21 protein-coding genes are annotated in these 22,940 nt (G+C 38.0%); all 21 read right to left on the bottom strand.

Annotation, left to right across the window (positions count from 1 at the left end; translation table 11 throughout):
• Positions 1-4 precede the first annotated feature (4 nt).
• Complete coding sequence (locus AOC36_RS02520) at positions 5-1,204, bottom strand: glycosyltransferase family 4 protein (RefSeq protein ID WP_067630993.1); 1,200 nt, start codon at positions 1,202-1,204, stop codon at positions 5-7.
• 16 nt (positions 1,205-1,220) lie between these two features.
• On the bottom strand, positions 1,221-2,558 hold the full coding sequence (locus AOC36_RS02515; protein ID WP_067630991.1) for an exopolysaccharide biosynthesis polyprenyl glycosylphosphotransferase: 1,338 nt from the start codon (positions 2,556-2,558) through the stop codon (positions 1,221-1,223).
• Positions 2,559-2,861: 303 nt separating this feature from the next.
• Positions 2,862-3,542 (bottom strand): hypothetical protein, encoded by a 681-nt coding sequence (locus AOC36_RS02510; protein WP_067630988.1) that lies wholly within the window; start codon positions 3,540-3,542, stop codon positions 2,862-2,864.
• Between the two features lie 58 nt (positions 3,543-3,600).
• Positions 3,601-4,731 carry a pyridoxal phosphate-dependent aminotransferase gene (locus AOC36_RS02505; RefSeq protein ID WP_067630984.1) on the bottom strand — a complete coding sequence of 377 codons (1,131 nt, stop codon included), beginning with the start codon at positions 4,729-4,731 and terminating at the stop codon, positions 3,601-3,603.
• Between the two features lie 5 nt (positions 4,732-4,736).
• Entirely contained in the window at positions 4,737-6,437 is a 1,701-nt protein-coding gene (locus AOC36_RS02500; RefSeq protein WP_067630981.1) for a hypothetical protein, read from the bottom strand.
• A 39-nt stretch (positions 6,438-6,476) separates the two neighbouring features.
• The gene (locus AOC36_RS02495; protein ID WP_067630978.1) at positions 6,477-7,001 is read right to left on the bottom strand and encodes a type 1 glutamine amidotransferase domain-containing protein; all 525 of its coding nucleotides are present in this window, start codon (positions 6,999-7,001) and stop codon (positions 6,477-6,479) included.
• A 77-nt stretch (positions 7,002-7,078) separates the two neighbouring features.
• Entirely contained in the window at positions 7,079-7,816 is a 738-nt protein-coding gene (locus AOC36_RS02490) for an epoxyqueuosine reductase QueH (protein WP_067630976.1), read from the bottom strand.
• Between the two features lie 27 nt (positions 7,817-7,843).
• Positions 7,844-8,599, bottom strand: a complete 756-nt coding sequence (locus AOC36_RS02485; RefSeq protein WP_067630973.1) for an ABC transporter permease — start codon at positions 8,597-8,599, stop codon at positions 7,844-7,846.
• A complete protein-coding gene (locus tag AOC36_RS02480; protein WP_067630969.1) occupies positions 8,600-9,316 on the bottom strand; it encodes an ABC transporter ATP-binding protein in 717 nt (238 codons plus the stop codon).
• Positions 9,316-10,200: an ABC transporter substrate-binding protein gene (locus AOC36_RS02475; protein ID WP_067630966.1), complete on the bottom strand. Its 885-nt coding sequence runs from the start codon at positions 10,198-10,200 to the stop codon at positions 9,316-9,318. The genes AOC36_RS02480 and AOC36_RS02475 overlap by 1 nt, the downstream gene beginning before the upstream one ends.
• Before the next feature lie 227 nt (positions 10,201-10,427).
• A complete protein-coding gene (locus tag AOC36_RS02470) occupies positions 10,428-11,246 on the bottom strand; it encodes a DUF368 domain-containing protein (protein WP_067630963.1) in 819 nt (272 codons plus the stop codon).
• Positions 11,239-13,428: a hypothetical protein gene (locus AOC36_RS02465; RefSeq protein WP_067630960.1), complete on the bottom strand. Its 2,190-nt coding sequence runs from the start codon at positions 13,426-13,428 to the stop codon at positions 11,239-11,241. The genes AOC36_RS02470 and AOC36_RS02465 overlap by 8 nt, the downstream gene beginning before the upstream one ends.
• A 15-nt stretch (positions 13,429-13,443) precedes the next feature.
• The gene (locus tag AOC36_RS02460) at positions 13,444-13,854 is read right to left on the bottom strand and encodes a GtrA family protein (protein WP_067630956.1); all 411 of its coding nucleotides are present in this window, start codon (positions 13,852-13,854) and stop codon (positions 13,444-13,446) included.
• Entirely contained in the window at positions 13,847-14,797 is a 951-nt protein-coding gene (locus AOC36_RS02455) for a glycosyltransferase family 2 protein (protein WP_067630950.1), read from the bottom strand. The genes AOC36_RS02460 and AOC36_RS02455 overlap by 8 nt, the downstream gene beginning before the upstream one ends.
• A 92-nt stretch (positions 14,798-14,889) precedes the next feature.
• Positions 14,890-16,773, bottom strand: a complete 1,884-nt coding sequence (locus AOC36_RS02450) for a hypothetical protein (protein ID WP_067630947.1) — start codon at positions 16,771-16,773, stop codon at positions 14,890-14,892.
• A 107-nt stretch (positions 16,774-16,880) separates the two neighbouring features.
• Positions 16,881-18,059 carry a M15 family metallopeptidase gene (locus AOC36_RS02445; protein WP_067630944.1) on the bottom strand — a complete coding sequence of 393 codons (1,179 nt, stop codon included), beginning with the start codon at positions 18,057-18,059 and terminating at the stop codon, positions 16,881-16,883.
• 214 nt (positions 18,060-18,273) lie between these two features.
• The gene (locus AOC36_RS02440; RefSeq protein ID WP_067630941.1) at positions 18,274-19,461 is read right to left on the bottom strand and encodes an acetate kinase; all 1,188 of its coding nucleotides are present in this window, start codon (positions 19,459-19,461) and stop codon (positions 18,274-18,276) included.
• A gap of 175 nt (positions 19,462-19,636) precedes the next feature.
• Positions 19,637-20,845, bottom strand: coding sequence for an acetyl-CoA C-acetyltransferase (locus AOC36_RS02435; protein ID WP_067630938.1), 1,209 nt, complete (start codon positions 20,843-20,845; stop codon positions 19,637-19,639).
• Positions 20,846-20,863: 18 nt separating this feature from the next.
• On the bottom strand, positions 20,864-21,724 hold the full coding sequence (locus tag AOC36_RS02430) for an aminoglycoside 6-adenylyltransferase (RefSeq protein WP_067630935.1): 861 nt from the start codon (positions 21,722-21,724) through the stop codon (positions 20,864-20,866).
• Entirely contained in the window at positions 21,725-22,177 is a 453-nt protein-coding gene (locus AOC36_RS02425; protein WP_067630933.1) for a GNAT family N-acetyltransferase, read from the bottom strand.
• Positions 22,178-22,209: 32 nt separating this feature from the next.
• The gene (locus AOC36_RS02420) at positions 22,210-22,836 is read right to left on the bottom strand and encodes a tRNA1(Val) (adenine(37)-N6)-methyltransferase (RefSeq protein ID WP_067630930.1); all 627 of its coding nucleotides are present in this window, start codon (positions 22,834-22,836) and stop codon (positions 22,210-22,212) included.
• Positions 22,837-22,940 lie beyond the last annotated feature (104 nt).

Genomic DNA, 22,940 nt, shown 5'->3' with positions numbered 1-22,940 from the left:
TTGCTTACTCCTCTTTCATAATGTGAACCATTTGATCCACTAATTTATCTAAACTAAAATTTTCTCTACTATAAGTATACCCATTTTTACCCATTTCTTCTAGTGCTAAGGGATCAAGTGCCATGCATTCTTTAATGACACGCACACAATCATCAATACTTTCAGCCTGGGCACAAAATCCACAGCTTGCAAGTTTCAATGTCAGTTGGGTTTCACCTTCCCCTGATGCAAGAATTGGAATGCCTGCAGCCATATAGGATTGAACCTTTGCAGGGAGGGTCCGACTGATGACTGGATCACTTTTTAAAGACACAAACCCGAAATCATTTTGGTTCAAATAATGGATGACTTCATGACGGGCAACTGGATCAATAAAGGTGAAATAATCCATGACATTGTGTTCACGAATTAATTCTATAAGCGGTTGTTTATATCGACCATCTCCCAATAACGTGAATTTTACATTATCGATCTGTGCTTCTTTTAGGCGCTGACTCACCCCCACAAGCAAATCAAGTCCTTGTGCTTGACCAATGTTCCCTGTAAAGATTATTTTTAGGGTTGAAGTGTCCAATGGTTTTGTCCATATGTGATCATCAAATTCTGCATGTTGCGGGACATAGTGAATCGCGGAAGGTGTCACGCCATAGTCCACTAACACCTCTTCAAACATTTGCGATGAGATCATGATTGAATCAAAGCGACGATAGATCTTAATGCACATCCGTTCAATGGCGTTTTTAAGTCGTTGAGAAGGAATGTTGAACATTGCAAAAAGATTTCCAGGCCATAAATCCATCAGATAAAGCGTTGCCTTAAGACGGCGTCTTTTCGCAAAGCGAAGTCCTGCCCAACAGATAAATAAAGGTGACGTGCAATAGACAAGCACGACATCAGCTTGATCGCGCGTAAATGTCGCATAAAAGAAACTTGATATGATATACGAGAGATAATTCAACATGAGCATGATTGGATTTTTTCCGCGTGGTATCACAGGAAGTCGCATCACTTCAATGTGATCGTCAATCATTTCATGTCGTTTCTTAAACCATCCATATCCGCTAAAAAAAGACCCCGATGGATAATTTGGAGTTTGAGTAATTACTTTTACATCATACCCTTTTTTCACAAGTTCTCGTGAAATATCATTCAACTTGAACTGTTCAGGATCGTAATGGTTTGTATAGATACATACTTTTTTCATATCAAGTCACCAGACATCATTTCTTTTTTTCAAACCCTTCAGTGCTGTCTTTTTTAAAGACAACAGTGAGCGTTTGGAGAATTAATTTAATATCCATCCAGATACTAAAGGTCTCAATGTATAACAAATCCATCTTGAGTTTGTCTTCAGGGGATGTGTTATAACGCCCTTCGATTTGCGCAATTCCTGTCAGTCCTGCCTTCACTTGAAGACGGTAACGAAATTCAGGAAGCTCACTTTCATAGCGTTCCACATTTTCAAGCATTTCTGGACGTGGTCCAACAACACTCATTTCACCCTTCATGACATTGATAAATTGTGGTAATTCATCCAGACGTACTTTACGTAAGAATTTGCCCACTTTTGTAATACGATCGTCTTCGCTTGTCGACGAATAATTCTCTACATTTTCTTTCATGGTTCTAAATTTATAAACACTAAATACACTACCATCTACTGTATAGCGTGCTTGTTTAAAGAAGACGGAGCCACCATCTTCAAGTTTGATCATAATCGCCACAACTACATATACTGGAATCAATAAAAGGATTCCAAAAAACCCCACAAACAAGTCCAACAACCGTTTCCAGGTTCTTTGACCCAATGTGAGTCCATCATTACTAACTTGAATCACAGGGATATCCCCAAATACGATGTTTTCGCCTCCAAATGCAACAAGATCTGCAATGGCAGGAATATACGCATATGAGATTCCACATTCATAACACGTTTCGATGTATGAATTTCTCAGTGTTAAGTCACGAACGGACAATAAAACAAACTCACTTTCACTAAGCGTCGTTGCGACCGCTTCTTTATCATCACAATGAAGAATAATTGGATCACGGTATTGGAGCTTATAGCGTTCGAAGTAATTTGTAATACTTTTTAGACTGCGCACCCCATCATGAATTATGAGGGTGTGTTTTGGTGAATAGAGTTTAAAGTAGAAGTAATTTCCAAAATACGCAAATATAATGATAAGAACACTTTGAACACAAACAATCATAAGCAGTAAATCTATGTGTTCAAAGGTTAAGCGTGGGTTATTGTGAAGATTGGTATTCATAATCATCAGCTGAACATATGCCGCTAAGTCGCTGACTAACACAGATACGACGGCACCATAAATAATGGGTTTACTTTTACGTTCCCCAATTTTAAAATTCCCATAAACAGACAACATCAACGCAAACACTAAAACATACATGAGCGTGATGGTTGCAAGTGTACGTGAAATATTCTGTAATGCTATGTTACGCAGACTCATGCCAAAAAAGAATACAGCAAACAACGTAACATATACGAATACCTTATATAGCATAACAATTAATTGCTTTGTGTATTTATTCATATTAACACCTCAGAAGTACACAACAAACATAAATATATTACCACAAAATGCTCCTTTTTAATGTAATCACATAATTTTCGACATTAGGAAAAAAGTTTCTTGCTTACACTTATTATACACAATTCAGCTAAAATAGAACTTAAATTACACTTATTGCGTAAAAATACACACAGGAAAGTTCTGGGCATATTAATTCTTTGTATAGGCATAAATTGTATCAATCCATAAATTTATCTGCGATATACTCCGATCTTATGGATGCATTCTCGCCATTTCCCTTTAAAAAACCCTTGTCTCCAAGGGTTAACATACATTCGCACCTTCACCACAGCCTGGTATCAATGAGAACATATCTTGATATACTTCTAATAATTCATTGTAAATGTCTTGTGTCATTGGCACAAATGGATCCGTTTGACTCGCTACGGTTCCCACATGACTTGCGACAAGTTCACCATTCACAACCACAACAACAAGTGGTGTATGAATTCGACGGATTGTAGGATCATCAAGGCCACTATATTCTGGAGCCCAATCACGCAATACATCCAATAAATCTTTATAAAATTGTGTTCCTTCTTCGGTTGTTACGATCTCACCGGCTTCGTTTTTTTCTTGTGTATCGCGCTCATCCAAAACATCCACAAAATATATTGAATCTAAATTTACAGCTTTAGCTGCATCATCCGCTACGCGAATGGATGCTCGACACCAGGGACATTCTGGAAACCCAAAATATACTACCCCTGTTCCACTTCTTAATAAACCCAAGATATCTTCAGATGAAGCGGTTTTGAACACATGATCTTCTGGTAGATTCACATCAATATAGGTTTTACCATTGGTTGACTTTGTTCCATTAAACGCACTAAATGCTTCAGCGATTGTATCAACCACTGGCTCATCAACTTCTTTTGAGCATGAAGCAAGTACGAACATCCCAAAAATCAAGAGCAATAAACCCAGTCTATGTCTCGTCTTCATTTTAGATCTCCTTTACTCTATTCATTATACTCAAAAATCAAAAGTTGTAAACCAATGATTATTGATTCAAGGTATTCATGAACCTTTCTAGTCGGTCCATGGCTTCTTTTAAGACATCCATTGAATAACAGTATGAAATTCTTAAATACCCATCTTGACCAAAATAGATACCCGGAATCATGGCAATTTTGGCTTCTTTTAGGATGCGTTTCGCAAATGCAAGGGAATCTGAATCGTATTTTGTGATATTTGGGAAAATGTAGAATGCGCCTTTTGGTGCTTCAACACTAAGACCCATTTTATTTAAGCGCTCAACCACATAATCTCGACGCACCTTATAGTCATCTTGCATATAAGTTAAGTCCAGGTCCATGGCTTCTTCAACTGCTTTTTGCACGAAAGTTGGAATCCCTGTCACTAAGTTTTGATGCAGTTTATGCATATTTGAAATTAATGCCTCATCCGCAATCAGATAGCCCAAACGCCACCCAGTCATCGCGTGCGATTTCGAGAAGCTTTGGATGATAATCAGACGATCTTTCATATCAGCACGACTTCGAATGCTTGGACAATCACCCTCATAAATAAATGAACGGTAAACATCATCCAGTAAAATCTTAAGGTCGTATTTTTTCGCAAAATCACATACCGCATCCAGCGATGCTTGATCAAGTACAGCACCCGTTGGATTGTTCGGTGATGTCAAAAGGATTGCGCGTGTTTTGTCGCTCACAACGTCTTCTAACATCTGTGGTGTGATTTGAAAGTTATGATCGGCATTATACAGTGACACTGCTTTTGCACCACACAACTCAGCTTGTGAGAAATAAAGGGCAAAACAAGGCGTTGGAACAATGATTTCATCCCCTGCTTGCAATGTTGTCCACATCCCCAAGGTTAACCCTTCAGTTGCACCTGCTGTAACAATGACATTCTCTTTGGTAAAGCTGTCTGAGAAGTGTGTGTTTTCATACGCAGCAATCTTTTCACGAAGAGATGTCAGACCGATTGCAGGTGGATAATGTGTTTCATTGTTTGAAACCGAGCGAATCAATGCATCCTTAATCACTTGTGGTGTATCAAAGTCTGGTTCACCGATTGTTAAGAAGACAATGTCTTCAAATTGCTGGCAATATTCGCTAAATGCACGAATGCCACTCAGTTCTATGGTATCGATTCTTGTTTTCATGGTCTTTACCCCCTATAATTCACTAACATATCGAGTACTTCTTTTGCTGAACGTTTCAGGTCGTTTTCATCACGATCTTCAACACCTAATTTGGTAAATACTTGTCCTACATGAACATTTGATCCTTTAAATGCATCAAAATATAGATCGATGAGCGGATCACACACATCTTGTTTTTGAAGCGGTCCAAATGGATTTGCAAAGTAGGATGTAGTAATCCCTACTTCATGCGTTGTTGCTTTTGCCATACGCTTCCCTTCAACAAATACTTGTTTGTGTTGCGCTGCATTTTCAAAGATTTCAAGGCCGATTTTGTCTTCGTAATTATTTGCATAAAAGAAGAAATCAACTTTATGATCACTTGAGATTGTCTCATAATCACTCACAGGAATAATTACCCGTGCATTTACTGTGGATTCAGGATTCATAAAAATGGAACGGTCCATGGCTTGATAAGGTAAGCTTCTATCAAGATCATCAAGGCGCACAAAGGCACCAATTTCACTTCCTTTTGCATAGACTTCACCATTGTTTAGTCCAAAAGATCCCATATCATCAAAAATTACATCCATGCGTTCAATGTTATCGCTACCCATATTTGTAATCTCTTCGATAATCTCAGATTTCCCTGCTCCAGAGTCACCCATAAATACAACGCCATATTTGCGTTTGTCTTTTAGATAGACATTGACCATTGCCCCATGGATTGGCAAGCGTTTTTTGTTCATCGCAGCCACATTGTGACAGGTCAACGTGATTTTCTTTAAATACCCAAAGTATTCAATTTTTGGGTTATAGGCAATTTTCCCAACCACAATATCGTTTTTACGATCATTATAGAAGACCATATCATCGGTTCCATCTTTGACACCAAAGGTCACAATAATATCCGGTTTGCGGCTATTTATTTCCTCAGTTGAAGCCAGTTCAAATAGATTTGACAACGATAACCCTGAGAAGATAAAGTCTTTATGGAAATAAATCATTGCAAGATAGGATCCAACTTTTGCTGGGTAACAGAAGAATTCTTCCGATGAAAATTCTAACCCTTCAATCGGGTTTTCATACACTTCTTGGAAATGACCTTCCCGTTTATTTGTTTTTGGGTGAAGGAGAAGTGGTGAACGCAGTAAAATTGAGTCGATTGACACTAACTTCTTAACATTACTATAGGTACTTGGTACCTTGTTTTGTTTCACAATCAGCGTCACACTGGCATTCGTCCCTGCGTGAAGTTGACGATACACTGAATTTTTTCTTCCTTGAACTTTCTCTTGGAAAATACGATAAAAGCCCAAAAGAATCCGGTTGAATTCACCGTCCCGTTCCATAAAATTGATTAACTCTGATTTTTGGTGTTTATTAATGTAGATAATCGAGCATCGTTGGAAATTACGCCAATAGGTATAGATACCTTCAATGACTTCAAGTAAAGCACGACGGTTTTGAATATAAGGGTGCGCTACACTGTCTAATGGTGTAACCAATAATTCGCGTAAGCATGAGATTAATTCATTTTGAATTGTTTTTCCATTTGTTTTCGATAATGACAACCACTCAAGAATTGACGGTTGTGCTTGTTGTAAATAACCATCGATGATGATTTTGAATGCATCGCTGTTTAAAATATCTGAATTTCGCACTGGAAATCCATCATTGAAATTTAAAATCGCGGTATCACCTTTAATGTATAATGATTCAGCCATAGGTTCCCTCCTTATGTTAGGCATTGATTAATTGATTGATTAAAGTTCTAAAATTGCTTCAAGTAGATACGGTAAATAGATTGGAAGATCTGGAGGTCTTCGTCCAGACACAAGATTTCCATCTTTAATTGCAGGGACATCGCTCCACGTTGCACCTACATACATGAGATCATGTTTGATCCCTGGTGTACTGGTCACATGGCGTCCCTTTAAAATACCCGCAGAGGATAATACCCATCCTGCATGACAGATTTGTCCAATCACACGGTTATGTTGGTCCATGTATCGTACAAATTCTAATACGTCATCAATGCGACGAAGCGCATCGGGTGCCCATCCACCTGGTATTAATAAAGCGTCATAAGTTGAAATATCAACATCTTTAAATGCGATATCACTGGTTACACTGAGTCCATATTTGCCGTGATAGGTTGTGTTTGCACTTAGTGCAGCAACATCTACCTGCGCATGGGCTTCTTTGAGTCGAATCATCGGATAAAAAAACTCCAAATCATCAAAATCATCACTGACAAGTGTTAATACTTTTGCATCTTCCAATCGCATGAGGTTCCTCCTAATTTCGTTAGTGTATCATCGATTTTCCTTGACTCAAGGATAAAACAAAACGCAGTCGTAAAAAACTACTGCGCATTCTTCTTCAGCTCAATAAATTCTTTTGCTTCCTGGCTGATTTTCATAAGATCAACCCCTTGTTTACGAGCCGCAAAGATACATCCACAGTAACACTGTCTGTAGATATCATAATCATGACACAGCTCCACAGACCGTTTGTAACCGTTGTTCTTCTTAAAGTCACTCGGTAAATAACTCACATCATACAGTTTTTGAACATCCAGTCCAACTGCATTGACTAACTGACTATTTTTATGGGGAGAAAGTGTAATTGCACTTCCAAAATAATCAAAACCCAATCGTGCAGCTTCTTTTGCGACACTATCTAGGCGCATATCAAAACAAGCATTGCACCGTTTACCACCTTCAGGCTCTTCTTCTAAGTGTCCTTCTTTAACCATCTTTACAAACGCATTGGGTTTATAGGGGGCTTCAATGAATTTCACGTCATTGCCTGTTGAGGCGTTAAATGCTTCAACAAATTCCTTTTGAACAAGTGCGCGCCGGTCGTATTCAACCTGCGGATAAATGTTTGAATTTGAAAAATATACCGTAACATCACAATGCTCACACAAAGATTCTAACATTACTGTACTACAAGGTGCACAACAACTATGCATCAAAACTGTGGGTCTGATTGAATCAGCATGCCACTTCTTAATGACTTTTTTCAAAACATCATCATAGTTCACTTTTTGATCTTTTTGATAGGTCATCAGTAAGTTTTGAATTTCATCCTTTGTCATTGATCTCACCTCTTAGTGTGTATTATATCATGACTTTGGTTTGTTTGAAATATTTCGCCAAGGACAAGTTTTTTGTTCCAACCAATCGATGCATCCATAAACCACAAATCCAAAGATACTTAAGAGTAAAATGCCACTAAACATGTCTGGGTAATTTACCATTCCCCACCGGTTCATGATATAATACCCAATCCCTACTTGGTTTACAAAGGTTTCAATAAAGAACAAAACCGCAATGCTCATTCCAAATCCTGATCGGATTGCACTGAATAAATACGGTGCACTATAAGGAATTAAAATATCTATAAGTTGGGATTTTTTTGAAAGATTTAATGATTTCATCGAAACTTGATACGCCTTTGGCATGGCTTTAAGTGCATCTCTTGATGCAACAATAAATTGAAAAATGACCACAAACACTAAAATAATAATCCGAGCTGTCTCTGAGATTCCAAAGATTACCATCACGATGGGTAAAAAAGCAACTTTAGGTAAGGGTGTGATGACATACACAATGGGTGAAAGCAGTGTGTCAATCAGTTCAACCTTAGCCATGATAAATCCAGTCAGAGTTCCAATGATAAACGCAATTGAAAGCCCATAGAACAGTCTTAAGGCACTTGCGAATAAATGACGCATCAACACTGGAAAATTTCGAATTAGCGCTTGAATGGTATTTAAAATGGAAGGAATCCCAATGCCTGCAGAAAACAAATACAACAATTCCCAAATAATGCATAAAAATACAAAGGCGTACAGCGTTTTTAGACTTTTCTTAATCATCTATAGCGCCTCCTTAACTTGTATGCACAGTTCAAAAAATGATGGATGCTCACGACAGTTTTCAATATCATAGATGGTATTTTCAATTTGTTTAAGGATTTTCCCCTCACGCATTACCATGATTGAATTTCCCAAATAAACCGCCTCATCAATCTTATGTGTCACATATACAATGGTAATGTCTGAGTTTAAATGTATGTTTTTCAAGACATCTTGAATTTGTTCTGAAGTAAATGCATCTAAAGCTGCAGTTGCTTCATCAAAAAGAATCACATCCGGATCAAGGGCGAGAGCCTTAGCGAATCCAACACGTTGTTTTTGTCCCCCACTCAGGGTTTCAATATAGCGATCTTTAAAGGATCCCATTTCCACTAATTCTAATGCTTCACAGGCTTTTTTATGGGCATCTATTTTACTGTACCCACGATCTCTTAAAATAAATGCAATATTTTCACAGGCTGATTTCCACGGAAATAATCCCAAGTCTTGAAACAAAATGGTGGTCTTATTTCTGACACCACGTACGATTTCACCATCAATTTCCACAACACCACTTTGAGGGTTTACAAGGCCAGCTACGATATTAAGCAACGAAGATTTCCCACATCCCGATGGCCCTACGATGGTTGTTAATGAACCCTTTCTAAGAGAAAAAGACACATCATCGAGTGCCTTTGTTTCTCCATAAGAAAGTGAACAATTCTTTACTTCTATCATTATTTTACCCAGTTTGTATTCACTGCGTCCTCAAATTTCACATCAGTATCCATATCTAATGTTGACTTCATCCAAGAAACAACAGAATCATACACAGTTTCACTTAACTCACTGGCTTCAGTATAGGTTGGGAAAACCATGGAATCTTTAATTTGAGTATCAAGTCCTAATTTTTCAATGACTGCATCTTTAAGTGCACTTTCATCATCTTTGAGTGTTCCTACAGCTTTGTTGTATGCTTCATAGAATTTTGTAATTGAAGCACTCTTTGAATCAACAGAAGATTGTTGCCACATTAATAGGTTCGGTGAATCAAATTCAAGGACAATACGGTCCAATCCATTCACTACAGACATGGATGCCATTGGCTCTGGTAAGATTGCACCATCAAGAAGCCCTTTCGCAACCATTTCAAGTCGTTGTGGTACTGCATCAATAAATTCCTTTTTGATAGTAAAGTCTGTCAATCCCAAATCTGCTGCATATTGTGTAACACTTACTTCAGCCATACCAACAGAAATTACATCTTTTGTTAGGTTTTCTTCTTTGGTAACCATTGAGAAAATCGTTTGTGTTGAACTTAATCCTACCACATCATACCCCGCTTCACGCATTGCCACTAGACCCATAATGTCCGTTACAACCGCATCCACAGCTTTAGTTTGAACTTGTGTATCACGATCATTCCCGTTACTATAAACAATCAATTCAACTTCAAGCCCTAATTCTTCAAAATACCCTTGTTTTTCTGCCCAAATTACTGGAACACTATCAAGCGATGGCATCACACCAATCGTAATCTTTTCAAGAGGTTTTTCACCACTTGAGCTACATCCTGCAAGTATTGCACACAGGCTTACTAATAATAATCCAATTTTCTTCATAATATTCCTCCTACCCAAACCATTATAAAGGTATATTTCCAACATAAAAAGTGTCAGATAAACTTATGCAAAAATTATCAAAAAAAATCGATTCAAAACTAACAAATAATTGCTTCACTTGTGCAGAGTGAGCAATTTTGTTATAAATACGCGTTGAATGTATTTAAATAAAATAATGGATTCAAATCGATGATTTGTGTAAAAAAAATGAGAGAAAATCCCTCATTTTATGCATTTTTGTTAAAATAATTAATTGCAAACATAATTACGAATCCAACCATAAATAATAAAATCATAAACGGAATTTCTTCAACCCTATAATATTTGAATTGATTAAACATGTCGAATACCGATCCAACAATAAACCCCAGTATAATTAAGTAAAGACGGCGACGGTTCTTTTTCAATTGATTTTCTAAGAAATGCGTCAAGGCCACAGTTCCTAAAACAATTCCGATAGCAAGTGGGACTAAAATACTTAAATCAAAAGAAGTAATCGCCGTTAAAACCATTTCATAAGCCCCAAAACTCAACAATAAAAATGAGGTGCTAATACCTGGTAAGATTAATGCAACGGCAACAGGTATCCCCACTATAATCAGCGTAATGAACTGAACACCATCAGCTTGAGTGTCCAGATTAATAAAGGCAGATGCTTGGTGATTCAAAACTAATACAATCACGATTCCTAATAATAAGTGAACCACGTCAATCGCATGAACTCTTCTTAGATCAATCTCACGCTTAAATAAAAGTAGGCCTGCAGCAATGACCCCTAAGAAAAAGGAAATCGTGAGTTCATAGTTTCGATTTAAGAGGCTCAAGAGAAGGGGAGAGAAAAGTGCAAGTGCAAGAATAACTCCAATTCCCATGATGACCATTAAGTCTAATTTATGTATTTTTCCACGCATTAATGAACTTAATGAGTGAATGGCTTCATCAAACACATTTAAAAGAATCATCATCGTTCCACCACTCATTCCTGGAACCAAAAACGACACGCCAATCAATAGACCTTTCAAGAAATAAACACAATATTTAATCATCGGTTGCTCCCACAGATACATTACTGATTTCAACAAGACTCGCTCCATTGAAATTAAAAGGAATCTTTTGTGCACCTTTCAACAAATCCACACGAACACTGAGTCTCTCTGGTTGCGTAATTACATAGGTACGCCCTTGCACATTTAACGTTACAGATTCATTTTCCAACACATCAATATCAAAGGATACTGTTTCACTGACTTCTTGTTTTGAATATACCAAGAGTTCAAGTTCATCTAAATTCATGACTGCATCATTTTTTACATAAAGGTGTTGTTCATTATTATAAGAAGTCTTCACTGAAAGCGCAAGACTATCTTGTTTTTGTGCAGGCACAATCGCCTTTTCTTTGTTATCGGGTGTAACCATGATCACAACATCATCAGGAATTGAGTCCATGTCAACTTCGGGAAAATCTTTAATATACGTTTTAAATACGCTATTGGTCAAGGTATATAATGAATTATTTCGACCATAATAAGTTGACCACCATAACCCTAAATCATCATTTGCTCCAACAAGTAAGATGTTTTCATCTTCTAAACGCATCAATTGTGTATAAAAGGCTTGTGCTTGAGCATCATTAAATCGAATTAAGTTACTCGCACGATCACTAATTCCTCTATTTTTCATCCAGTCAACGCGAAGTGGTAAACTCACACGTTCAATTGAAGAAATACTGAACGCCACAATCAAAAGTAAAACAAGTCCAAATAAAATACGATGGGTTACCTGGTACATCCCTTTATAAAATGTGTCCAACTCATTCACAGATATTTCCTTGATCCAATCCAATACGATGTAGAAAAAATTCATAAGCCCCACAACTATCAGTGGTACTGCAAACGTTAGTACCTTAAAGTAAGAATACCTTAAATCTAATGCTTCATTTCCTTCTTTCATACTTAAGAATACAAACGGCATTAAACAAAGCGCAAGCATGGTAAATCCTTCGCGTCGATGACCTTTATACATTGTAAAGAAAACACCTACATAACTCGCAATAAAGAAACAAATTGAAAGAAAAGTCATCACTAAAAATAATTTATCTGGTACATATGAACCGGTTAGGGTTCTGCCCCAAAAAATCCAATTTAATCCCAGTGATGAATTCGCGAAGGAATAGATAAAGTTTAGACTACTTCGTGTAACACTGCCACCCAATTCAATTGAAAACTGTTCCCGATAAGGAAACACGAAAATTACGATTGTTAAGAGAATCACCCCAATATTTAATAGATACACTTTATTAAATTCTTTGGTGAAAAGGAGAATCAAGGCACTGAGTATTATCATTCCTAATACAACATAGGTTCCATCAAGGAGTGTCGTAAAAAAGGAAACGCCAAGGATCCCTCCCAAAATGGCAGTACTTATTTGTTTTTGAACAAGAACATCCATAAATAATCTCACAAGCACCACTGTAAATGCAGTGAAAAGCCCGATCGGAATAAACCCTTCCATCTGAGTGATCACAACATTTGGTACAACGGTTGCGGCAAACGCAATGAAATACTTCCTACGCGTTGATAATGGAAAACCATCTAAGGCATAGACGACACCCAAATATACAAGCAGTACACCCAAAACATTCATAAATCCTAGTGTGGATGAACCATCTACGAAATACACGGATGCAATAAATGCTTGAAATACGCCACGCCCGATACGATGTGTTCCGTGGAAATAGTGATAACTTGATCCTAGGTAAGGAAGATCAAAAACCTTTGAATCCAGCGAACTAAATGGAAGATTCTTTAAGAACTCTGCATGTGATGCATAATACAAAGTATCCCACCACGCAAAACCTTTAAAAAACTGAGCACCAATAATCACAAAGCTAAATCCTGATATCACAAGGATTATGAGTGCATAAAATAGAAATTGTTTTGAAGGATACGCGATCGTCTCTTTATTTTTTCTTATATAGATTACACATACAATCAAAGCTCCAATTAATAGAGGCCAAGCTGTAAATTTCACCGGAATGTCTAAAGGTACAAGTAAAAGTTCAATGCAAATGATCAATGCATATCCAGAAAATAAGGATAATGCATGAATCCCATCATTTGATAGCCGCTTATCAGCTTTACTAAACGCAAAATGAGTGAATGGAAATCCAACACACCATAAAATCACAAACCCCGTTAATAACATCAAAATACTCATAATCTGACTCATCTCACACATACTCCTCTAGTTCTTAAATGTAAAATACTTCTGACCGATAAAATTAATCGCAGTAAAAACAACTGAACCAAGCATCATCGTTATATTATCAATGACGTGTTGGCTTTGACTCACAAGTGCAACCATCGATTTAATGAATGGTTTAAAAATGACATAAGCCCCCACATAACAGATTGCGACATTCAGTGTAAATTTAAAGGCAGATGCCCCGATTGATGCTTCGGATTGAAACGTATAGGTTCGATTTAAGATAAAACTTAAAATACTTCCTAAAATATACGCAACCAATGTTGAGATTGTATCTGAAACATGCATGATGTTGTAAAGAAAAAACATCACAACCCAACTCAACGCGGTATTCATCACACCCACAATACCAAACTTAACGATTTGGAGATCTAATAACCGCTTAATCATGCGGATCACCGATATAATCAGAAATGATATAACGGGGTCTTCGTTTTGTCTCAATGTAGTTTTTCCCTACATACTCACCTACGATCCCAATCGATAGTAATTGTGTTCCACCCAAGAACCATAGACTGGTCATAATGCTTGGCCATCCTGAAACAACATCCCCTTTAAAATATGCGATAAGTGTGTAAAATATCATACCAACACTTACAAACAGAGCAAATATGCCAAAGAATGTAATCATCCGTATTGGCTTAATGCTTAATGATGTAATACCATCAACTGCAAATGAGATCATCTTTTTTAGCGGATACTTACTCTCTCCTGCAAAGCGTTCTTTTCGTTCATAAAATACTGTATCGGATGAATATCCAATCATTACAACAATTCCTCGTAAGAATAAATGCACTTCCTCAAAAGAGGCTAGACCATCCAAAGCGCGTTTACTCATCAGACGATAATCTGCATGATTAAAAACAGTGCTAACACCTAAAGCATGCATCAATCGATAGAATGCTTCTGCACTAACGCGTTTAAAAAATGAATCTGTTTTACGTGAAGAACGTACACCATAAACAATATCCACACCTTTTTTATATTTCTCAATCATTTCATCCATTGCATTAATATCATCTTGCAAATCTGCATCCATAGATATTACTGCATCAGCTTCCTCTTTCACAGTCATAAGGCCAGCTAAGAGTGCATTTTGATGACCACGATTTCTACTTAGGTTTATGCCTTTAATATAAACATCATCCTGGACTAATTTTTGAATCATTGACCACGTTTTGTCTTTAGAACCATCATTCACAAATACAATGCGACTTTGATCATTGATGAGATTTTCTGTCATCAGATGATTGTATTTTTCTTTTAACTGATGATAGGTTTCACGTAAAACAAGTTCTTCATTATAACAGGGTACTACTGTATAAAGTATCATATGGATTCCTCGATATCTCCCACTAATTTTCAAAGCAAATTATATCTTACTTTAAGTGTTCTAACAATCCCCACTTATTAAATTTCATCGTATTAGTCAAGATTTGTAAAGACATCCAGCGATAAAAGGTATTCGGATCCACGTGAACTATTTCCAAATAACATCACTGAGAATTGCTGAGGGATTTCTCTTTGAAGACTCAATAAGTCAATTGGGATTTCAATGCGCCCATCGCTAGAAAGTTTGAATGGCTTGTCTTCGATACCTAATTCCATGATTGAAGCGGTTATTTCCATCGTTGGATCAAATTCGCCCACAAGTTCCACAACGAGCGTAAATGATGTTTCGTTGGGATAGAGGGTTAATGCAACTGAGTTCTCGTCGGTTCCTTCTTCCATAGGTTGTGAATGCTCAATCCAATAATTATAGAGCGCATATTTTTCAGGGTCAAAGGCAGTTCTTGAATCTTTATAATTTTGACTATAAAGTATGCTTGGTACATTTGGATTGTTTACATAATAATTATCATACGTGGCCATCAGTAATTGACCTTGATATAACACCTCAAGCACTGTGTCTAGGTATTTGTCTGGATTAGCGTGGACCAGTTGCGTTGCATATTGGATTACCACACTCAGATAATCAATGAGTTCATTAATATCCGCGTCTTTGTTATGGATATTGGGTAAGATATCCGTCTGTATTAACCGATCAAGGGCTTCATACAGATCCGTAAGATCATTACCATAAGAAAAATACCACCAATAAATAATGTAGTCATAGGTCGTTCCACTGTTAATAATTTTTGCTTTCGCGATTTCTTTGAATTCAGTAGAAAAAGGGTCTTCGAAATTCAACAACCTAAACACAACACCCATCGCGACTTCATACTGATCAGTATCAATATACTTCATCGCAAAAGCACTGACTTGATCTCTTAAGATGCTTTGACTCTTTTGAGATTCTTGATAGGGATCGAATACATTATCCAACTCAGACAGCTTCATCGATATGTTTTGTTGCATGAAATCTTCGGTGCTTGATGTTAACATCAATAACTCAACCTCATTCAAGACGGACTGCACGACCTTTTCTCTACTGGACAAAAACCCAAGATCTTGTTTGTATAAGGCTCTTGCTTCCGTATAATTTCCCTGGTCAAACAATGCGTTGGCTGCTTGATACTGTTTGTATCGACTCACTAAGGGTCTTAAGGACACAAAGGATATCACAAGCACACACACAAGACCCAGTATAAGGATGTGTTTCTTTTGGTATTTTTTGCGTTTCAAAGGTACTGTATCAGAATGATTTACATGTTTATGCTCCTGTTGAATGACTTGAACCATTTGTTTCACTTCATTAAGGGGGCGGTTGTATGTTTCACTCAATGTGCTTAGCGCTTCATCCATATCGTCGATATCATCAGGCAGTGCGCGAAGTGCTCCTTCAAGCATCTCTGCTTGTATATCACGGTGTGTAAATGTTATATTATCCTGCTTTGATTGGCCACAGCGCTTACATATTGAGCTGTTTGTGTTTACATAGGAACACATGCATTGCCACTCATTGTTTGAAAATGAGGGCATGACTTCAAAACGCGCATCTGCTTGTTTTAAGACAGCTACCCTATCAGAGGTCAATACATCAAACTCTACGTGATACAGTTTAATGTGATCAACCTTTACACAGGTGTCACCTAAGCAATACTTCTTCACTGTGATTTGTTTTGGGTGTGTAATATCAAGAATGCAACGGACGCAACCATCATCCAATTGCGTTTCTTGGATTGTGTTAACCGGTGTATCATCACATAAAAACGTGAGACTGTGTATATGAGATGGCTCAAACATACGATTGAACACTACAACTTCAGTTTGAGTCTCAGTTGAATCCATACTTAAAATCCAAATGTCACTCTCTAAGTTTTGAGGAATTTTTGAATTTGCACATGCGTGTATCAGTTTTCGAATCATCGTTTATATCTCCTAGGTCTATCATATCAAATATCTACATCAAATTCACACTAATTTTATAACTTGATAAATGGAAAAAAACGCTGGATAATTCCAACGTTTATGATTTACTGAATATCTGTCAAATTATGGGCAAAGATATACTGATCCAAGGTCAAGCCTGATGCTTCAATAAGCGATGCATATTCAACACCAACATAGCGGATATGCCACGATTCATGTTGATACCCCGTAATGCGATCTTTTCCTTGTGGAAAGCGGATGATAAAGCCAAACCGTGCAGCATTCTCTTTAACATATTGCGCTTGTTGGGTTTCCCCAAAAGCATCAAGGTTTTTATTATCTGCAGCAATATCAAGGGCAAGTCCCGTTTGATGTTCTGAGAATCCAGGACGTGCAGAATACGTATCCGCAGCTTCGATACCATCACTTTGAACATAATTGTTATAAAGGGTACTTTGGAAACTGTAGGAACGATAGGCCGTTGAAATGCTTAAAGGTGACAGTGATGTTTCTTCAATCATGGCAGCATTCAAGGCAACAAAGGCCTCATAGGCTTCTTGTACGACCTGTATTCCTTGTCGTTGTTGGAAGGCGTATTCATCATCGATTGTCACAAGATTCTTTGGTGTATAGCTTTCACCCAATCCAAACCGTTTGTTTACAAGCACCAAGTTTGTGTTTTTATTCAAGGCAACAAGATTTCCATAGGTTTGACCAAAAAATCTAAAATCACTTTTTGATGAAAAGTCTGTTACGATGATTTCAAATTCAGTAGATACGCGATCATGTCCATCATATGCACTCACACTAACCGTAGTTGTTCCATACGTTGATGTATCCACTGTAGAAGGACTAAACTCAAGGCTATCGTTTGGGTTACGGGTACTTACCAACTGATTTAAATCCACCGTTTCATTCAATGCCACTTCGCGATCAAAGGCACCAATAATAAACGGTGCTTGTGTATCTTTCACATCAATTGAAATTGTTTTGTCAAGGACATCATCTTCATGCGTTAATCGAATGGTGACTTTAATCGTGCCCTCTTCATTAAAGGTGAATTGTGATTCACCATTCTCAAAGAGAACACTGAGGTCAGTATTTTCCACAACGCCATCAGATTCGATGTGATTCAAAATAAACGAATCACTCAGGGTTGTTCCCACTTCGATGGCTTCACCGATAAACGTGATGTTCGCATTTTTGTTGATTGAGTCTTGGTCCTTTGAACATCCACTCAGGACAAAAACTGCTGTAAGTAGTACTATAAAAAAACGTTTCATAAAACCCTCCCATCAACTCGGTTCATAACGTTAGTATATCACTATATCTGCGTTGAGATTGTGTGTTTTTTAGTGAGCATGGCTTGTATCATTCAAACACGGTGGAGTCTTTGTGCATCTTTAAAGCACAAAAGGGCATCCAAAGGTTTGATAAGAAGCGTGTGTTTGAACATAAAAACTGCTGTGATAAATCACAACAGCTTGATACAATTGCTTAGATTTTTTCGAAGGTATCGCGGGCAAGTACTAACTCTTCATTGGTTGGAATTACCCATACTTCAGATTTACTTGCATCGTTACTAAACTTCGCAATTTCACCAATCGTAGATGCATTGATATCCCAGTTTAACTCAAGACCCATCGCTTCTTGAATGTTCTTTAGTACGCGTTCACGAATAAAACTTGAGTTCTCACCAATACCACCTGTGAATACAAGTGCATCCACATGACCCAGTTTCACAAAATATGAGCCCACAGTTTCTGCGACACGGTTGGCATAGATATCCAATGTTAATACAGCACGTGGATTCCCTTCTTCATATTTTGAGATGATATCGCGGGCATCGCTGGATAAACCACTTACCCCTAACATTCCCGATTCTTTATTTAAGACATCCAATACTTCATCGCTTGTTTTATCTTCATGATCGACAATAAAGGTCATGATTGCAGGATCAATATCACCCGAACGTGTTCCCATCATAATGCCTGCTAGAGGTGTAAAGCCCATGGATGTCATGATGGATTTTCCATTTTCAATGGCTGTAATTGAAGCACCATTTCCTAAGTGGAGTGTAATGATGTTTGTGTTTTCAGGATCACGCTGCATCAGTTCACACACTTTACGTGAAACATAGAAATGGGATGTTCCATGGAACCCATAACGACGAATTTTATAGTTTTCATAGTACTGATATGGAATTGGATACATGTAGTTTTCAGGTTTCATGCTTTGATGGAATGCTGTATCAAACACCGCAACATGGGTTGCATGTGGCAATACATTTCTAAACGCTTCAATCCCCACTAAGTTCACAGGATTGTGTAGCGGTGCAAGGGATGAGAGTTCATCGATTTTCTGAACCACTGCATCATCAATGACTACTGAATGATCAAAAACCTCACCACCATGAACAACGCGATGGCCTACCCCTTTGATGTCTTCAATATCTTTCAAAACCCCAATTCGAGTCAAGGTTTCAAGTAGAATTGTGACAGCCTGTTTGTGGTCGTTTACATCAACAATATCCACATCTTTTTTTCCATTATATTTCACCGTTACAATTGAATCTTTCAATCCGATTTTTTCAATTTGTCCCAATACAAGTGTCTCTTCTTGTGGCATTGTGAAGAGTTGAAACTTTAGGGATGAACTCCCAGAGTTTACAGATAGAATAATCATTTTTGCTTCCTCTTTTCTATTTTGTTGATTATTGAGAATGGCCTTCATCCTCTTGGCCTGCTAAAAACCTCATAGAGCCCACATTCATCCCTATTATACATGGCTTTTTAGCCTTGTATCAAGTATAACCAACTAAAAGGAAAGTTAACCTTTTAACAAGCAAAAAGTGCACTTTTTAGACACTTTCAATGATTATTGCGACGCCCATGCCACCCCCAATACACAAGGATGCCAACCCATACCGCTTTTGACTGCGTTTAAGTTCATGTGTCAGGGTCACTAAGATGCGATTACCACTGGCACCCACCGGATGCCCAAGAGCAATTGCACCCCCATGGATGTTTGTCTTGTCCATTAATTCTTGAGTTGAAATATTATACGTCTCACTGAGTGTTTGAATCACACCCAATGATTGGGCTGCAAAGGCTTCATTCAATTCCAACACATCAATATCCTGTAACGACAGATTTGCACGCATAAGCGCTTGGTTGATTGCAGGTACTGGACCCATACCCATCATTTTAGGATCCACGCCCCCTTGTCCCATTGAAACAATCCGCGCGAGGGGTTGTATTGATGTCTTATCCAGTGTTTCTTGATCAGAAAGTAAGACAAAACTTGCCCCATCATTAATGCCTGAAGCATTACCAGCAGTAACCGTTCCTTCCTTTTTAAAGGCCGGTCTTAATTTCGCAAGTTTCGCCATTGAAGTATTACGGTTGGGATATTCATCCACATCGACCACCACATCCCCGTTTCGTGTTGAGATGGTGACAGGTGTGATTTCATCACGAAAGACACCTGCATCAATGGCGTTGATGGCTTTTTCTTGTGAGTGCATTGCGAAAGCATCTTGTGCTTCACGGGTGATGGCATAACTTTGCGCAATATTTTCTGCAGTGATTCCCATATGCGTGTGATCAAAGGCATCGGTAAGTGCATCATGAATCATTGCATCGACCATCGTCAAATCACCCATTTTATGACCACTTCGGGTTTTGTGGGATACAAGATATGGGGCTTGACTCATGGATTCAACTCCTCCTGCGAAAACAAGGTGTGCGGATGCATTTGAAATCGCATCGACACCATTCATCACCGCTTTTAATCCCGATCCACAGACCATATTAATCGCATATGCAGGTACCTCAAAGGGAATTCCTCCCAAAATAGACACTTGCCGTGCTAAGCCTTGACCTTGGCCTGGTGATAAAACATTCCCCACAATTACTTCATCGATATTCTTTGGATTCAGCTGGGTCTTGTTGAGTATATCTTTGATAATATCCGCGCCTAAACGTGCGGGCGAAACATCTTTAAATGCACCTAAATAACTTCCAATTGCAGTGCGTTGTGCTGCAATGATATAAACATCCTGTTTCATAATGACTCCTTTAAAATATTATTGGTGTTGGTGTTTAGTAAGTTTAATCCATGAAAGGTAAGATCGTATTGCATGTTCTTCCGATTCAATATAGGGATAGTCCAAGGCCTTTGCGACACGTTTGGCATACAATGACATGAGGTCCATTGCACAATCAATTCCTTCCCAAAGGGCATCCTTTTTTGCGGAAGTATACGTCTTTAAGTACCGTTCATAGTCGTGTGGTTCCATAAAGTCTTTGAACCATTTCCCCAGCTTCCCAGGGTTAAGCTTAAAGGTGTGCTGAAATGCAAGGTCCCATTCAATCACTTGATCAAGTGCACCGATGCATTCTTGATGAAACATCTTTAGTGCATACGGCATTTCATCTCGCATGATGCCTTTCCCCACATTATTAAGACACCACCAGAAATTATTCACACTCTCATGAAAGATGGCTTGACTGGGTTTCGAAATCCAATAATCACGATCGGATGACACGATGTTTTGATCAAAATAGTGATGGGGATCATAGAGCACCTTCGTCATTGAATCCTTTGTTTTTGACATGAAATGGTCGCGTGTTTCAAGGGTAAGGTCAATGCGGTTGTGATCTTCAAACAAGATCAACCAGCCATACCATTGAATTGAACGGTCGCCTTTGACATGCCAGTTTGGCTCTTGAATAAAAGACACCGTTCCCAATTGGTTTAACCAAGAAGAGGTGTTTAGGTAAGGGATGAGTGAATCCACAACACAGACCAAATCATAATCTTGATAGATATCGATGGGTGCGTTTGGATTCGCACGTGACCCATTGAGATACGCACATTGAATATCTGGGTGCTTTTCGATAAACGAGTGGATGGTTTCCATCATCTCACGTTCAATTCGCATCATTTACGACTCCGTTTCCTCAAAGGTGAAAATCATTTCTTCATAGGGGGCTTTTTCAAATCCGAGGTTTTCATACAGTGAGATTGCTCCTTGATTATCATGAGCAACCTCGAGTCGAATCCGGCCAACTTTATGCTTTAACCGCCCTTTAAGTGATTGGATTACCTTTGATCCTAGGCCATGACCTCGCATGGTTTCCTTAATATAAATTTCTTCTAACCAGACATCATAATTTCCAATTTCAGTTGAAAACATATAGGCAAGAAGGATGTATCCGACAAAGGTACCATCCCATTCAATCAAAAACCCGTCCACATCATCATGATGAATAAACCGTTGTACATTACGTTTTACAACGTCAGGATTAAAGGGATAACATACCGCATCACTTGAATACATTTCTTTTGCAAGTGATTGATAAACTTCTTGATTTGTTTCATCTATTTTTACTAACATAACGCACCTTCTTTACATCTATCATATCACATTTATACCGTTACAAAATTAATAGTATCGATCCCCATATTCCCACGACGCACACAATGGACACAGACCGTATGAACCCGTTTCTTATCTTTCTTCATCGCAAACTCAAGATTCTTAATGGCGAATCCATGATTATTTGCGATGACAGACAATTCTTGAAGTCGTGAGGCAGGATAAATCAAAAACATGCGTCCCTTATCATTAAGCAGTGATTTACTCTTTGAAAACAAGGTGTCCATATCGAGATACTCTTCATGGCGTGCAACCTTTAAAAAATGATTCTCATTGCGGTTATCGCCGCTGAAATAGGGTGGATTACACACAATAACATCCACTTTTTGATTGAAATCTTGAAAGGAAGATACATAAAGCTGAGCATCCACTTGATTCAGCATCATGTTTTCTTTGGCCAATGAAATGGCTTCTTCAAAGACATCCAATCCAATTAAAGCCTTTGGTTTTTGAAGTGACGCATACAGTAACAACACGCCATTATTTGTACCAACATCTAAGACAATGTCATTCTTTTTTAGTTTCATAAAGGTTCCTAAAAGATAGGAATCTGTATTCATATGAAACATATCTGGATGTTGTTTTACTTTTAAATTTGTATTCGGACAAAAATCCATAAAAAAATTCACTCCATTCTCAAATATCATACACTAAATCACTGTTTTTTTCATCTTGGAAAAAATTCAACCCGCCTTTTTGCTGGGCATATTCGTTGCCTGGG

The organism is Erysipelothrix larvae, assembly GCF_001545095.1.
GTDB classification, from domain to species: domain Bacteria; phylum Bacillota_I; class Bacilli_A; order Erysipelotrichales; family Erysipelotrichaceae; genus Erysipelothrix; species Erysipelothrix larvae.
Note: the sequence above shows the minus strand (reverse complement) of the source record. Positions and strands in the feature narration are given on the sequence as shown.